This window comes from Chryseobacterium sp. BLS98, assembly GCF_001045445.1.
In the GTDB taxonomy this organism is placed as follows: Bacteria; Bacteroidota; Bacteroidia; order Flavobacteriales; family Weeksellaceae; genus Chryseobacterium.
The window spans coordinates 15,992-31,994 of sequence record NZ_LFNF01000007.1; the positions used below are offsets into that span (position 1 = coordinate 15,992).

General features: G+C 38.1%; 11 protein-coding genes. All 11 read left to right on the forward strand.

Features of this window, described 5'->3' with window-relative positions; translation table 11 throughout:
- Positions 1-6: 6 nt before the first annotated feature.
- Positions 7-3,315: a TonB-dependent receptor gene (locus tag ACM40_RS20055; protein WP_048504579.1), complete on the forward strand. Its 3,309-nt coding sequence runs from the start codon at positions 7-9 to the stop codon at positions 3,313-3,315.
- Between the two features lie 40 nt (positions 3,316-3,355).
- A complete protein-coding gene (locus ACM40_RS20705) occupies positions 3,356-3,532 on the forward strand; it encodes a hypothetical protein (protein WP_165579333.1) in 177 nt (58 codons plus the stop codon).
- Positions 3,533-3,627: 95 nt separating this feature from the next.
- On the forward strand, positions 3,628-4,926 hold the full coding sequence (locus tag ACM40_RS20060; RefSeq protein ID WP_048504580.1) for a hypothetical protein: 1,299 nt from the start codon (positions 3,628-3,630) through the stop codon (positions 4,924-4,926).
- Between the two features lie 75 nt (positions 4,927-5,001).
- Positions 5,002-5,928, forward strand: coding sequence for a T9SS-dependent choice-of-anchor J family protein (locus ACM40_RS20065; protein ID WP_048504581.1), 927 nt, complete (start codon positions 5,002-5,004; stop codon positions 5,926-5,928).
- Between the two features lie 207 nt (positions 5,929-6,135).
- Positions 6,136-6,879, forward strand: coding sequence for a hypothetical protein (locus tag ACM40_RS20070; protein ID WP_228376232.1), 744 nt, complete (start codon positions 6,136-6,138; stop codon positions 6,877-6,879).
- An 11-nt stretch (positions 6,880-6,890) separates the two neighbouring features.
- A complete protein-coding gene (locus tag ACM40_RS20075; protein WP_048504582.1) occupies positions 6,891-8,252 on the forward strand; it encodes a S41 family peptidase in 1,362 nt (453 codons plus the stop codon).
- Positions 8,253-8,288: 36 nt separating this feature from the next.
- The gene (locus ACM40_RS20080; protein WP_048504583.1) at positions 8,289-8,561 is read left to right on the forward strand and encodes a hypothetical protein; all 273 of its coding nucleotides are present in this window, start codon (positions 8,289-8,291) and stop codon (positions 8,559-8,561) included.
- A gap of 227 nt (positions 8,562-8,788) precedes the next feature.
- Positions 8,789-9,511 (forward strand): sterol desaturase family protein, encoded by a 723-nt coding sequence (locus ACM40_RS20085; protein ID WP_048504584.1) that lies wholly within the window; start codon positions 8,789-8,791, stop codon positions 9,509-9,511.
- A 261-nt stretch (positions 9,512-9,772) separates the two neighbouring features.
- The gene (locus ACM40_RS20090) at positions 9,773-11,317 is read left to right on the forward strand and encodes a T9SS type A sorting domain-containing protein (protein ID WP_048504585.1); all 1,545 of its coding nucleotides are present in this window, start codon (positions 9,773-9,775) and stop codon (positions 11,315-11,317) included.
- Between the two features lie 112 nt (positions 11,318-11,429).
- Positions 11,430-14,540 carry an RHS repeat protein gene (locus tag ACM40_RS20095; protein WP_048504586.1) on the forward strand — a complete coding sequence of 1,037 codons (3,111 nt, stop codon included), beginning with the start codon at positions 11,430-11,432 and terminating at the stop codon, positions 14,538-14,540.
- A 6-nt stretch (positions 14,541-14,546) separates the two neighbouring features.
- On the forward strand, positions 14,547-16,003 hold a 1,457-nt coding region (locus tag ACM40_RS20100; RefSeq protein ID WP_048504587.1), incomplete at its 3' end, for a DUF6443 domain-containing protein.

Consider the following 16,003-nt stretch of genomic DNA (forward strand, 5'->3'; position numbering starts at 1 on the left):
GAACATATGAAAAGATTGAAATGTGGTCTTACCGTTGCAGCAGTATTTTTTACGGTAGCAGCCGAAGCTCAGGAACTGGTCCGGAAGGTATCATTTTCTGTTCCGGCAAGCAAACCCCTTATCGAGGTACTGGAAGATTTTGCTGGAAAAACGGGAATGAGGCTGGCCTATTCAAAAATGGATATCAGAGAACTGAAGGTAAAAGGTGTAAACTGTGAAAATACGACTGTGAGCAACTGCCTGAAAGATATTACAAATGGACTTCCGGTGGCATTTCGCCTCCGTGGGGACCTTATTTCGATAAAATATGAAGGAACGGGCATTTCTGTAACAGGAGACGGAAAAATTTCAGGAAAAATTGTAGATGAAATAGGAAATCCGGTTGCCGGAGCTGAAGTTACTGTTGCCAAAAAGACCGTTGTTACAGACAATAATGGTGATTTCGTGCTGGATCTTCCTTCCGGAATATATACTTTAACTGTAAAAGCTCCCAAATACAGCCCCCTGAGGGTAGAAAAGCTTTCGGTGGCCAATAATGAAACGAGTACTGTATCCTTTGCAATGAGGCAGGCTCCGGAAAAGATAACAGACATCAGGGAAGTGGTAATTACCGGAACCCGAAAAGCAGATACACAGGCCGGGCTTCTTGCCCAACAGAAAAAAGCGGCCCAGATGAGCGATGGTATTTCTGCCGAGCAGATCGCAAAGACACCGGACAATGATGTAGGAGGAACCCTGAAAAGAGTAACAGGAATAACGACCATCGATAACAAATATGTAGTAGTCCGCTCCATGGGAGAACGCTGGAATACAGCTGCGATGGACGGGATCAACCTGCCGAGTACTGAAGCCTATAACCAGAACTTTTCATTTGATATCATTCCTACCGCGATGGTGGAAAGTATTGTGGTGAGCAAAACAGCAACTCCGGACATGAATGCAAGCTTTGCAGGAGGCTATGTAGAAGTAAGGACAAAAGATATTCCCAATGAAAACTTTACGACGGTAAGTGTGGGGACTTCCTATAACGACCAGTTGGCATTTAAAGAGTTCCTCAGCCGTAAACGCGGAAAGTATGATTATTTCGGGTACGATGACGGAACCAGGGATTTCCCCAAAGACCTTGAGGCGACAGACTGGAACAATCCTGTCTTTTTTGAGCAGTCTAAAAGATTCAAGAATGACAATTTTTCGACCTTCAGCACAACGGGTGATATGGGATCCAACATACAGGTTGCCCTGGGAAGAACATTTGCTCTCAAAAACAACAATAAATGGGGCTTTGCAGGAGCATTTACCGTAAGAAACGAGCAGAGTAAGCTGGATATAGACCATACGGGAAGAGGGAACTGGCTGGATACCACAGATCCATATGATCCGAACTGGCAGGCGAACGGAACGGCTCCTATCGTATTTTACAATTTCAAAAACAAGGGAGCTTCATATAACTACAATTCAACACTGGCCGGAATGCTCAACTTTGGACTCCAGCTGGGAAAAAGCAGGATCTCATTCAGGAATTCATATACCCATATTTATGATAATACACTTACCAGGGTAACAGGCTGGAATCAGTATACCAACGGAAGCGGAACTCCTGCCAATGCAGAAGAATCCTACAATTATTTTTATAACGGAATTATTCCCAATAATGATCCTGCACAGATCAAAGGTCTGGATAAACCGTATACCGACAATACCAATTACCCGATCTACCAGACCCTTCTGCAGAATAAGCTGGAAGGAAATCATAAAATAGGAAATGCAGAAATCAACTGGTTTGCAGCAAGAACAGGAGTAAAATCGGATACCAAAGATTATACGCAGTATTTGACTTTGTATGATTTTATCGGCAGTGAAATCTTAACCTATCACAGGATTTACAATTCCGGAAGTAACTTTTACAGGGGATATATCGAAAATAAAGAAACTGATTATAATTACGGAACTTCCCTGAAATGGAATATGGATACGGGAAACTTTAAAAATGATATAAAAGCAGGTTACGCCGGCGTTATAAAAAACAATACCAACCAGCAGCAAAAGTTCTTTCTTAGGGTAGATGAAAACAGGGATGTGCCGAACAACGAGAAAAATTATTTAACCATGTATGGCTCTCTGGCGAATTGGTTTGACGGCTCCCAGTATGTTCCCGGAGGTATCGGATGGCAAACCAGACCGTTGTATAAAAATGATAAATACGAGGGAAAAGTAACTCAACATGCCTTATATGTGATGTTTGATAACCGCTGGAAAAACAAATTCAGACTGGTATGGGGACTTCGTGCAGAATATTTCAAATATGACCTTATTTCTCAGCAGATAGATGTGTCAGATAATCAATCGGTTATAAAAGAGCCTATCGATGATAAGCCATGGCAGTGGATGCCTTCAGTAAACTTTACTTACAGTCCAACCAATAAGATCAATGTAAGGCTGGCTTATAACAAAACAGTGATCCGGCCCCAGTTTAATGAAAGAACAGGGCTCCCTTATTTCGATCCGGTAGCCAACGGCTTGATTTATAATACGGAAATGACCTCATCGGTGGTCAATAATTATGATTTCAAGTTTGAATGGTTTCCGGGACTGGGAGAAATATTTTCTGCAGGACTGTATTACAAGAATATTGATAAGCCTATTGAACGAGAAGGCCATCTTTCCAACGAAGGAAACCTGTTCCTGTACAACGGAAATTCCAAAAATGCAAAGCTAAAAGGAGTTGAGGTTGAGGTACGGAAGAATCTGGGTTTTATTGCAGAAGGCTCCTTACTCGAAAAGCTTTTTGTAAGCGGAAATTTCACCTACAATACAACGAAAGTAATCGCTTTTAAGAACCAGTATAAAACCGGCGATAATGATGAAACCTATGAAGTGGAAAGACCCTTATACGGACAGACTCCTTATGCCTATAATTTAGGGTTAACCTTTGATGGAAACCGTTTGGGAGCCAGTTTTTTATATAATGCCAAAGGCGACCAGTACATTACCGTGGGATATGCTTACAACGGAGAAGAAATACAGTGTCCGTATGCCGTAGCAGACGCACAGCTTTCCTATAAATTCCTGAGAAACAGAAACCTTGAATTGAAATTGAATGTCAGGAACCTCTTTAACCGGGTGAAAGAATTTTATAACAATTTCAACTCCTATTCAGTTCCGAAAGGAGATGGAGGAAGTAATGTAGCAACAGACAGAGAAGCCTGGGAACTGCTTCCGGGTGCCACCAACAAATATGATAAGGATATTGACAAGATCACATTCCGTGCTTATAGCGGAAGGGTATTCGGCCTAAGTGTGAATTATACATTTTAACAATAACCTGAATATCCTGATATAAAGATAAAAAGAGTTCTTGATAGAGAAGCGTACAGGTTTCGGAAACCTGAAACATGACCGGAAACCCATACTGATGATGCGCACAGCAGTACCGGATCAGATAAAAACCGGACGTCCCTGTTTTTCCCGGACAGCGACGGATAGAAAGGGAACCCCGGCAGGACAGCCCCTCCTGGAACGCAGGGTGAACTAAAAACCAAATCGCAGGAATATAGAGGCGGATATTCCTAAATATTAAAAATTTCCGGACTGAAAACCATAAACCCGGATCTATTAAAAATTATAACAATGAAAAGATTAACTTTAATTGCTGCTGCAGCATTATCCCTTACTGCTTGTCAAAATGATCACCTGGCAGATTCTTCCACTCCTTTCGAAATGAAGTCTGCATCTGCTGAATACATTACGGCATCTGCACTTCCTGTAACCAGCGTAAGCGGAGATATTACAACCAACACAACCTGGAGCGGTGTGGTAGAAATTAACGGAATCGTAACGGTTAAGAACGGTGCTACATTGACTATTCAGCCAGGAACTTTCATTAAAGCAAAGCCAAACACAACCAATACGGCTACAGGAGTATTGGTGATCTCTAAAACAGGTAAGATCAACGCTACCGGTACGGAGTCTCAGCCTATTATTTTTACAAGTTATAAACTGTTGGATGGAAACGAAGATACAACGGCTGCTCCTGGTGACTTCGGTGGTGTGATCATTTTAGGTGATGCTCCTACCAATACACCTTCTACAAAAACTATTGAAGGATTAACAGGTCCTGATTTCTTTTACGGAGGTTCCAATGCTTCTCACAACGGAGGAACATTGAAATATGTTCGTATTGAATTTGCAGGATTCGATCTTTTGGCTCCAAACTCAGGAAACGAGATCAATGGTCTTACTTTAGGAGGAGTTGGAAACGGAACTACATTGGATCACATTCAGGTATCTTACGGTAAAGACGATTCTTTTGAATTCTTCGGAGGTACTGTGAATGCTTCTAACCTTGTTTCTTTCGCTGCGGATGATGATAACTTTGACTTCGACAACGGATATACAGGAACCATTACCTGTGCCCTTGCTTTGGCAGATTACAATTCTACCCACAGCCTTAGCGGAGGCAGCCCGGATTCTAACGGGATCGAGCTTGATAATAACGCAGAAGGTACTGCTACACCGCTTATTACCAACCCTGTTATCAACAATCTTACGATCATAGGGGCTAAAAACGGTATTGCAGGACAGGGATCAGCTTACGAAAACGGGATCCACATCAGAAGAAGTGGTAAACTTACCTTAAACAATGCTGTTGTAACAGGATATCCGGTAGGAATCAAAGTAGAAGGTACAGGTTCTGAGCTTTCTTCTGCTTCCAACTTCAGCACAATCAAAGTACACGGATTTACAACTTCTGTTACAGGAACTGGTACGGCATCAATTCCGGCGGCCAATTTACTGACAGGAACTACAGCTTCTGCCTGGGGAATGAGCCAGCCGTTCTTCAACGACGGACCATGGAATGTATCGCCTAGAAACTGTGGAAACTTCCAGGGTGTATGGACGAAATATAACTTCTCTATTCAGGAGTAAGACTTTAATGCAGGGGAAGTCTCCCATGTCTTTCCCTGCTTTTTATTTTTCAAAAACCTCTAATAAATCAGTATTATGAAAAAACTATTTTTATTATCTATTGTATTGGTATCACAGGCTGCAGCTGCACAGTTCCAGGTATGGAGCAATTCTTTTAATACGCCTGCTGATCTTCAGGGATGGACTACTCATGACCTTAATGCCAACGGAAACGGCTGGGTTCAGGGCCAGAATATTTATCACAATGGGACTGCTTTAACCTACGGTACATCAGGTGTTCTCCGCTATTCGGTAAGCCTTGTCCCAACAGGTAATGCTGCCGGTTTCGGTACTGAAAACGACTGGATTATCTCCCCGCAGATCAATCTGGAAGGCGCATCAGGAACCATCAGCCTTGCAGCTTATATCGGAAGACAGAGAACTTCGCACCTTAATCTCGGGCGTGACCTTTTCATTTTTGTAAGCACAGCTCAGAAACCGGTTCCGGAATTATCAGACTTCCAGGCCATGACAGTGGATGCAAACGGGAATGACATTGCAAGCCCGTACCGTATCATAGCGGGAACTACCGACAATCCTTTTTCCACCGATCTTACCCAGTTTACAGAAGATGTTGTGGATCTTTCGGCTTTTACAGGCAAAAAAATCTATATAGGCCTATGGTCAAACAGAAAGGCGAGCGGTAATAATCTTCAGAATATCAATATTGATGAAATGGCGATCTATGCCTCATCATTCTTGGGAACAGCAGATGTAAAGGAAAAAACAGAAAATTTAACGAAAATAGAGGAAAATCCGGTAAAGGAATTCCTTCAGCTTAAACTTAATCCCAACTTTAAAGAAAGTAAAACTTCGGTTACTGTTTACAGTATAGCCGGACAGAAAGTATTTTCAGCTTCCTATAACAGATCTCTGAATGTAGCATCATTACCATCAGGAATGTATATAGCTGAAGTTTCTGATGGAAAAACAACGGAAAAACTGAAATTTATCAAAAAATAAGAACAGCTGTTATCCGACCACTGCAGCTTAATTTGCAGAAATTGCCATGAAAACTTTAATCGGTCAGGACAGGTTTGCAGCTTTCCCGCAACCACTCTTGATCATCAACATATCCAACTTAGTTTTTTTATAATTTCCTATTGTCCCGCACTTCTAACGGGCGGGGCAATATTTCTAGGTTAGATTTTATAATTTAAAATAATATAAATGAATAAATTCATTACACTGTTTTTTTTTATGTTGCTTGTTTCCTGTTCAGACAGCAGCGTTATGCAGCCGTTTGATCAATCACAGAAACCGGCAGAAGTTAATGTCAAAGGATACTCAAAGCCGGAAATTATCCAGCTTCGGCTTAACGGAGTCCCGGTATCCATCAACGGAAATACTTCTTATACCAATAAAATAGAAACCAAACTGGAATTTGTACTTGATGAAGGCGAAACAGACAGACTTGGGATTTATAACAACGAAACCGGGCTTGAAGTAGCCCATTATAATCTTACTTACGACAACATTAATGACTACAAGACCCTGAATTTCTTCAATCTTCCCGGAATCTTTCTGCAGGCTTCTGCGGTAAAGCCACAGGTGAATCTGGGAAAAGTAGGCTTCGAATTTATTTTCCCGAATCTCGGCGAATATTCAGGAACTTCACTTACCGGTGTGAAAGGAGTTCTGAAAAGAGAAAACGGAGCCATACTTGCCGAATTTGACCCTATTGGAAAAAATGATTTTACCGCTGTGAAAATATATAGTTTCTTCAGCAGCACAGCTCCGGTTTATCTGGAATTGTACAAGCCGGGAACAGATACTCCTTATAACGGCGGTTCCGAAATAATAAGAGTCAAAATAAAACAGGATATGGGAGCCAACCTGATCGTTCTCCAGGAAAAAATGGTCAACGGAGTCTTTACGGTTGTGGGAGAGATCGATGTGGCAGATTATCTGTAAAAACCGATTCTATGAAAAAGCATTTTATCTTTCAGCTGCCTTTCCTTGTTGCAGTTTCTGTCTTTATCCTGTCATGTACCTCATGTACCCGTAACGATGATGAGGGAGCTCCTGTTTTTCCGGAAGGAAGTACGGAATCGGTTAACCTTTGGGTACAGGACAGCATGAAAAGATATTATTACTGGGCAGAGCAGATGCCTGCCAAACCGGATTATCATCTGCCGGTGAAAGACTTTTTTAAAAGTCTGCTGTCCTCTCAGGATCGCTTCTCGTTTGCTGTAGATACACAGGATCCTTCTTCTTATCCCCGTTCTGTACGGAATATGTATGGATTTGATTATGCAGTGATCCAACTGGCCAATGGGAGTGTAGTGACAACGGTAAAACTGGTTATGAAAAATTCCCCGGCATTCAATTCCGGTCTGGAAAGAGGAATGATGATCACCAAAATCAATGGTACTGCTGTTACGGCAGCCAATGCGGAAGAATTAACTTCGTCCATTAAAGATAAGACGGTGATAGAACTTCGGGTAGGAAACTGGAAAAACGGTGTCGTTACTGATGAAAAGAACATTACGGTATATTACGGGTATTCCTTTGAACAGCCTTTGGAATCTAAAATATTTGAAAAGAACGGAAAAAAAACGGGATATCTTTATATTTATGATTTTCCGGATGGAATGACTTCCTCATTAAATCAAAAATTTGCGGCTTTTAAAGCAGCGGGAATACAGGAACTGATCCTGGACCTCAGGTACAACTACGGAGGATCCGTCTCTTCAGCAGCCGCACTTTGCTCGTTGATTCCTCCGGGAATATCGTCCTCTTCTCCGTTCATTATTTATAAGGGAAACAAAAACGGGGGTGAGGTAAAAAGAACATTTGCCCGGCAGATTGCCTATGATCCGGCAGCTCTTGATTTCAACGCCCTTCGTACCAACGCTTTAAACCTGAATAAAGTCTATATTTTAACTTCAGGAAGTACGGCATCTGCATCGGAAATTGTGATCAATAATCTTAAACCTTATATGCAGGTGATTCAGGTAGGGGATGTGACACTCGGTAAAGATATGGCCGGATTTATGGTGGAAGACAAGAGGAAACCTAAGAAAATCTCATGGCAGCTGCACCCGGTTATTTATAAAGTTTTTAATGCCGATGGGGAAGGAGCATATAGCAACGGCATACCTCCGCAAATTGTAGCTGGTGAATATGCAGCATTACCGCTTTTACCTCTGGGAGATGCCCAGGAAACCCTCATTTCAGCGGCTATGGATAATATTTATTCAAAATCAGCAGGTAAAAATGCTTTGGATGAAAGTATTAAGATTTTATTTCAGAGCGATACACCTTCTGCAGCCATCGGAAAGTGACCGTCTTTTAAATTTTAATAGATTAAACCCATAACCATGCAGGGAATAGAACCAAAATTTCACAGCAGCCTTACAGACCGTATGGAATATTACCGGGGTCTGCTTAAAAAAACAGCCGGAGATCCGGAGATTCAGCCTTCTGATATGATTTCGAAAATCTCGGAATTAAGTGAGCTGTATGAAGATTATCTGGCTCAGAAAAAACAATTGGAACGAAGCATAAAGAACTACAGACAGTATCATAACGATTTACGTAAACAGCTGACTTTACGCGTCAGGGAACTGAAAAGAAAAGTGAAGCGGAAATGATTTTTTGTGAAAAAATACAATTTTTAAACCATTAAGAAGAATGTACAAATTAAGGGAGATTAAGATTAAAATCATAGAATTAATAGATTATAATAAATTCCTTTTTAATTCTTAAAGCCTTTATTGTTTTTTAATGGATAAAATATTCTCTCTTTTCAATCTTTAAGCATTGATTCTTTAACCTGAAATTCATAGATTTATAATCTGAGTTGAAAGATGATGAATGTATGAATTTTAATTGGTTTGATTTTTCCGGTTATTTAAAGATATTCTGGCAGTTCAGCTGGCTGCAGTGGATTGTTTTCAGCCTGATATCCAATGTTTTATTGTGCCTGTTTTCAATAGCTTTATATCAGTTCATTGAGAAGACATGCCGTAAAGATTTTCTGCAGAAGCAGAATCATCCTGTTACCCAATCCGATGCCTATCTCAGTCTTCTTACTGTTGTTTGCAATAGTTTCGTCATGTTGCTGGGTGCTTTCTTATGGAAAAACAACTGGATTATCATTGATCCTCACCCTTCCGCAGTATCTGTCTTTCTGGAAACTATTGCCTTCATTTTTCTGATGGATCTTTTGATGTATTTCTTTCATTATGCCGCCCATCTGCCTTTTGTGTATAAAATACTGCATGGAAAACACCATGAGCATGTCAGTACCAATTTCCTGAGTCTTTTTGTTTTGCATCCTTTTGAAACAATCGGTTTTGGACTGATGATTCTTGCTTTACTCATGAGTTATGACTTCTCTATAATTTCTATAGCTCTTTATCTGAGCATCAACTTAATTTGGGGAACGATAGGACATTTGAACAGGGAGTTTTTCCCGGCATCATTTGACCGTCTTTTTGTTGGGACCACCAGATTTCATAATCAGCACCATCTGGATGAGACTAAGAACTTTGGTTTTTATACTTCTATTTGGGACAGGCTTTTCGGGACTTATCGATGATATTGTGTTCCGGACTCATTACCGGATTGGCTTAAAAGTTCGCCTATTTATTTCTAACCTATTTTTTTATCAATCCATATACGACAAGTTTTGTCGCTTTCTGTTGATACCTTTACATAGTTAAATCTTTAAAATATTATCAAAAACACTGACAATGACATGATCTATGTTAAATCTCTGTAATGAGATTTGTGTTTGTGTTAAAAAATGTTAAATTTGCCCAAAATTATTAAAACTAAGATTAACTAAATACACAAGCAGATGAAGAAAATTTACTCTGGTGCATATATTCTATGCACAGTTCTGGGCCTGTCTGCCCAGGAAGTATTGTGGCAGAAAGATATTAAATCCAACACTCAGGATTTTCTAAGCCAGATCACGACAACCATTGACGGTCAATATTTAATAACAGGAAGCAGTATTCAGAGCAGTAAGCTTCAGGCAGAAGGCAGTAAGCAGAATGGTGGCTACGATTTCCATTTAATCAAATTAAACCAGCAGGGAGAAGAAGTTTGGGATAAATACTTTTCAGGACAGAATCATGATTACCTGTCAGCTTCTGTGGCTACCCAGGAAGGAGGATTTCTTGTTGCCGGCACTTCTTATTCCGGAAAAGGTTTAGATAAAAAAGAAGATTCCAAAGGAGGATCAGATATATGGCTTATAAGATTAAATGAATTTGGCGATGAATTATGGCAAAAAACATTGGGAACCTCTTCTGATGAGGAAGCCAGATCGGTTATCCAAAGTACAGATCTGGGATTTTTTGTAGCTGGAAATGTTCAGAATTCGGCTAAAGGTTACGGTTCTAAAGATATTCTGGTTGTAAAATTTGATAAGAATGGAAAAGAAGTCTCTCAATCAATTTTAGGTGGAAAAGGACTGGATGAAGTGGAAAAAATAATTCCTACTAAAGATGGCGGAGCTTTGTTAGGTATATATTCAAGAAGCACTACAGGAGGTTCTAAAAAAACTGAAAACTATGGCGAAGGAGATTACTGGATCATTAAGCTCAATAAAGATGGAAAGGTAGAATGGGAAAAGAACTTTGGAGGAAAAGGAGATGATCATTTAAGAACTCTTGCTTTAACGTCGGCAGGATATTTAATAGGAGGAGAATCTAGATCTGAGAGATCCGGAAACAAAACCGTAGGAATAGAAGAGGGAACCGATCTGTGGTTGATTTCCTTAAACGAAAGAGGCGAAGAGCTTTGGCAAAAATCCTACAATTTTGGAAACAGGGATATCCTGATGGGAACCAGCGTGCTTCATTCAGCGGGTGATACATCTTCCAAAGGAATTCTTTTGGGAGGTTATACCCAGGCAGAAGGCCGCATTGAAAATGAAGATGAAACTTTCTGGATGCTCTACTTAAATCAAGATGGAAACGAACAATGGAGAAAACATGTCAAAGGTGAATCCAGAAAGAGAGAAGAAAGGCTTTCGGATATTAAACTAAACAAAGATGGTTCAATCATCTTAGCAGGAACCAGTGCAGAAGAGCTAGGAAAAGAGAACTGGAAGATTGTAAAGCTGGGAGATAAACAGCTTGATCAACTAATCGAAAAACAAGACATCAAGATTTATCCGAATCCTGTTTCAGACTATGCTTATATAGAAATAGGTTTTGATTTTAAAGAAGCAGATATTTTGTTGTATGACATGGGTGGAAGACAGCTTCAAAATTTGAAAACCAAGAATAAAGTAACCAAAATTAATACTCAGAATTTAATTCAAGGAGCTTATCTGGTTACCATAAAAACTGATACGAATAAAACAGCTAACGCAAAATTAATTAAGAAATGAGACACAGGGTTACAAAGGTTAACACGAGTAAGCCGCCGCAGGGTATTTATATTATCAAAGCGAGCATCCCAAGACAGCATAACAAAAACTTATCAACCAAAATCGTGAAAGAATGAGAAAAAAAATATTGTATCTATTGCTATTGTTTCCATTACAATTGTTTTTAAGTCAGGGTTTACAACTATCTACCCCTGCATCTGATAGAAATCTCGGGATGAATACCAATGTATCGGCTCCTAATGATACAAGATTATTAAGATTTTCTGATTTTCCAAATATTGATTTTATTGGGAAAGCAGATATTAGTATTCCTATTTATGAAATTGATTTGGATGGTCTCAAAATTCCAATTGGTTTAAGTTATGATACAAAAGGTAATAAAATAAGTGATAATGCATCAGATGTAGGATTAGGCTGGACACTAATTGCAGGTGGAAGTGTAAATCTTCAGCAAAACGATATTTATGATTTCTCACGAGATTTTACACAATCTGCATATGACTCTAACAGTTCGGGAACCTATAATTGGGGATTTTGGTCAGCCCAAAGGACAGGTTGGTTTGCTTCTAATTACAACATATCTGGAATGTCAACATACGAGCCTACTACAAGTTCCAAATATTTTGATTCTGCACCAGATTTTTATTTAGTTCAAGCTCCAGGACTGAATGATAAATTTTATTTGAAAGGCGAAGGTCAAATAGATCTATATGGAATGGAATCATTGATAAACTTCAAAAACAAATTTTCTTCATCCCTCGTCGCATCCAATAGTTTAAAATGTGTTGATACAAATCAGATTAACTCTCAACCGATGAATTTCTACGTAAACTCATATGAAAAAGTTTGCAAGTTTGATCATTTTAATATTTTAAATGAAATGGGTTTTGAATATACATTCGAAAACCCTAGAGAAAAACACATAAATAATTATAAAGGTAATCCTTTACCAAGACTCAATAGCTCACTTCCAAAGTTTCCATATGCTTGGGATTTATCAAAAATACAATCTCCATATTCTCAAAATAGCAAAGTTACTTTTGAATATGAAAACTATATTAATGATTCATTTACTGGTATATTAAGCATCTCAACCGAATTAAATAGAGGGTCTATCGACATAAATCAGGGAATTTTCTTGCATCAGACCGAACGAAACTCAAACCCTTATGAATCTTCTTCGGGTTATACTTCAAGACTTTTTAACTCTAAGAGGATAAAAAAAATCACTTTTAATGAAGGTAGTATTAATTTCAATTATGGAGGTATTCGTCAGGATTATGATGGCAATGTACTTTCTGAAATAACCATTAATGATCTAAGTGGCAAGCTTATTAAAAAAACGACTTTCAGTTATTCTTACTTTCAGCCAAAGGATTCTCAATGCGTAGATGGTAAAGAGTGTTTAAGATTAAAATTAGATAAAATTTACGATTCTAATTTGAACAGTAATTATATATTTAATTATGGGACAAATTCTAATGATGTGCTTTTTCCACCTAAGCATTCTTTTGAAACAGATTACCTCGGTTACTATAATAATAATGGCTCAAGTTTAAAATATAAAATAGTTGATAAAGTAATGATGAATGGACAAATATTAATAAATGATTTTTATAGCTACGAGACAAATGTTTCCGCAAATGAAGAAAAATATTACGGTACAAAAATTTATTTTTATCCAAATATAAATAAAGATTACTTTTTACCTTTTAAGTTGACGAATAAAATGGAAGAGTCGGTTTCAGGTTATGTAGATAGAACTCCTAATAATAAATCATTATTAGGGCTTCTTAATAAAATTATATATCCTACTGGAGGCTCACTTAATTTAACCTATGAAAATGATAAATTTCTGTATGAAGGGTCAGAATATCTTTTAGGAAGTGCGAGGGTTAGTAAACTTGAATTAAAAGATTCTGATGGTACAACCTTAAAGCAAGAAAATTACGAATATCTTGGAGATAATGGTTTGTCATCTGGTCAGCTTAATTTTATTAAACCACCATCTAGTTTACTAAGGGGTGATACTGATGGAGGTTTTTTTTATAATAATTCTTCAATTGTAGGATATAGCAAGGTAACTAAGAAAATTAATGGTAAGGGTATGGTGGCTTCATTTTTCACTAATTTTAGTAATTATAATGATGTATTCGAAACTATCTCTCCCCCTGTAAATACTGTTGGAACCAGTAATTTTATCAAATATTTTAAATTTCCCTCTTCATATATGCAGAGCATGGATTTAAATAGAGGTAGAATCCTTAAACAAGAAGAGTTTGCTGAGGATGGTACTAGAGTGTCAAAAACGGATTTTTTATATTATGACTATTCATTACCTCTTATCAACACTACAAAAAATTTATTTGAACAAATGTTTTATAGTAATGGAGCTCTTTATTGGGTCAACCATACTGCTAATAATCATCTTGTAAAATATTCTAAATCAAACGTTTCCATTCTTACACAATATTTTTATCCTAATAGTCAAACTATACTAAATAGCAAGTCAATAACATATGATCTTGAAAAAAATATTATAAAATCAAGCGGAGTAATAAGTGCAGATCAGGTTGTTTCCGAAACTAAATATTATTACCCATATGAATTTCCAAATAATACATCATTGGTCAATTTATACAGTCGAAATATTATCAAACCTGTCGTTACGGAGAACTATTATAATAATAACTTAGTTTCTAAAAAAGAAATTATTTATACTATTAACACTGTATTACCCTCGTCTATACTATCATATAATATGCAAAACCCATCTATAGCTAATGCAGAAATCACATACGATCAATATGATAATTTTGGAAATTTCTTGCAATACACTACAAAATCGGGTGTATCAACAACCATTATTTGGGGTTATAATAATACTCAGCCTATTGCCAAAATAGAAGGAGCGAAACTTTCAGACATTTCACAGTCATTAATTGACAATATAGTAAGTGCTTCAAACAATGATGCCCAATTAAGTACTGATGCATCAGAGCAGTCCCTTATCTCAGCTCTGGATCTGTTTAGAAACTATTCAGCATTATCAGCTTATCAGATTAGCACGTACACTTACGATCCTTTAATTGGAGTAAGAAGTATCACCCCACCTTCGGGAATCAGAGAAAGCTATATCTATGATTCAGCAAACAGGCTTCAAAAAGTAATTGATGTGAATGGAAAGGTGTTGAAGGAAATGAAGTACAACTACAAAAACTAACAAACGATGAAAAAAATATTAATACCGATAGGAACTTTACTTCTATCAAACTTAGTAAGTGCCCAGCTTAGCCCGCTTCCTAATACCGAAAACTATATCCAGTCCAAAACCTATTTGGATTATAGCGGAACCACACCCACAAAATCCTCTGAAACGGTCCAATATTTTGATGGTTTGGGAAGACCTAAGCAAATCGTCAACGTAAAAGCCTCTCCCCTGGGAAGAGACGTTGTTACCCCTATAGAATATGATCAATTTGGAAGACAGGTAAAAGACTATCTTCCCGTTCCTCAATCTGGAACTCAGAATGGGGCTATTGTTCCCAATCCACAGGGAAATGCTTCATCCGTATATGGATCAGAAAAGATCTATGCAGAAAAAGTATTGGAAAACTCACCATTGGATAGAATCCAACAGCAGTTTCAGGTAGGAAATGACTGGGCCAACAAGCCTGTGACCTTTCAATATGATACTAATGTCAATGGAGAAGTCTTTCAATTTACAACCAATACTACCTGGGTTAATAATGCTACTTCTTCTGTTTTAAGCTTACCAGGAACTTTTCCAGCTAATCAGTTATACAAAAATACAGTTACGGATGAAGATGGTAATATCAATATAGAATACAAAAATGGGAAGGGACAAATCATTATGGCAAGAAAACATGATGGGACCCTTTATAATGATACTTATTATGTGTATAATGAATATGATCAACTGGCCTTTGTAATTCCTCAAAAAGCACTTTTTCAGCCTTTAACGGACACTTTATTAAACGATTTATGCTATCAGTACCGTTATGATGGAAGAGGCAGGCTTGTAGAAAAGAAGCTTCCTGGCAAAGGCTGGGAGTATATGATCTATGACAAAGCTGACAGGCTGGTAATGACTCAGGATGCGAATCTTAAAAGCATAAACCAATGGATGATTACGGAATATGATTCTTTTAATAGAGTAGCTTATACTGGGATTATCTATAATTCAGCATCCAGAAATGATCTTCAGGGATATGTCAGCGCTTATCCTCCTAATAACATCAAAAGAAGTGCTTCTTATTTCACGGTTAGTGGTATGGATGTTTATTATAATATGTCTCCAACAGTTATTGTTAATGTTCTGTTATCTGTAAATTATTATGACACTTATCCTCAGTACAGTTTCAATCCCACTTTTCCTACAACTCTTATCGGTGGTGAAGTTCCTTTAAGTGATGATCCTTCAACGGATGGAAGAAGCACCAAAGGACTTCCTGTGATGAGTCTTGTTAAGAACATTGAAGACGATAACTGGACCAGGAATTATACCTATTATGATAAAAAAGGCAGAGTGATCGGAACCCATTCCATCAATCATCTGGGAGGATATACCAGAAGTGAAACCCAGCTGGATTTTGCGGGAGTTCCTCAGAAGACCCTTACCTTTCAGGTGAGAAAAGGAGGCGAAGCCGGGGTTACTGTGAATGA

Bases quoted from the DNA above. Each gene is read 5' to 3' on its own strand.
- ACM40_RS20055 (WP_048504579.1), top strand. From the start codon at position 7: ATGAAAAGATTGAAATGTGGTCTTACCGTTGCAGCAGTATTTTTTACG.
- ACM40_RS20060 (WP_048504580.1), top strand. From the start codon at position 3,628: ATGAAAAGATTAACTTTAATTGCTGCTGCAGCATTATCCCTTACTGCT.
- ACM40_RS20065 (WP_048504581.1), top strand. From the start codon at position 5,002: ATGAAAAAACTATTTTTATTATCTATTGTATTGGTATCACAGGCTGCA.
- ACM40_RS20070 (WP_228376232.1), top strand. From the start codon at position 6,136: ATGAATAAATTCATTACACTGTTTTTTTTTATGTTGCTTGTTTCCTGT.
- ACM40_RS20075 (WP_048504582.1), top strand. From the start codon at position 6,891: ATGAAAAAGCATTTTATCTTTCAGCTGCCTTTCCTTGTTGCAGTTTCT.
- ACM40_RS20080 (WP_048504583.1), top strand. From the start codon at position 8,289: ATGCAGGGAATAGAACCAAAATTTCACAGCAGCCTTACAGACCGTATG.
- ACM40_RS20085 (WP_048504584.1), top strand. From the start codon at position 8,789: ATGAATTTTAATTGGTTTGATTTTTCCGGTTATTTAAAGATATTCTGG.
- ACM40_RS20090 (WP_048504585.1), top strand. From the start codon at position 9,773: ATGAAGAAAATTTACTCTGGTGCATATATTCTATGCACAGTTCTGGGC.
- ACM40_RS20095 (WP_048504586.1), top strand. From the start codon at position 11,430: ATGAGAAAAAAAATATTGTATCTATTGCTATTGTTTCCATTACAATTG.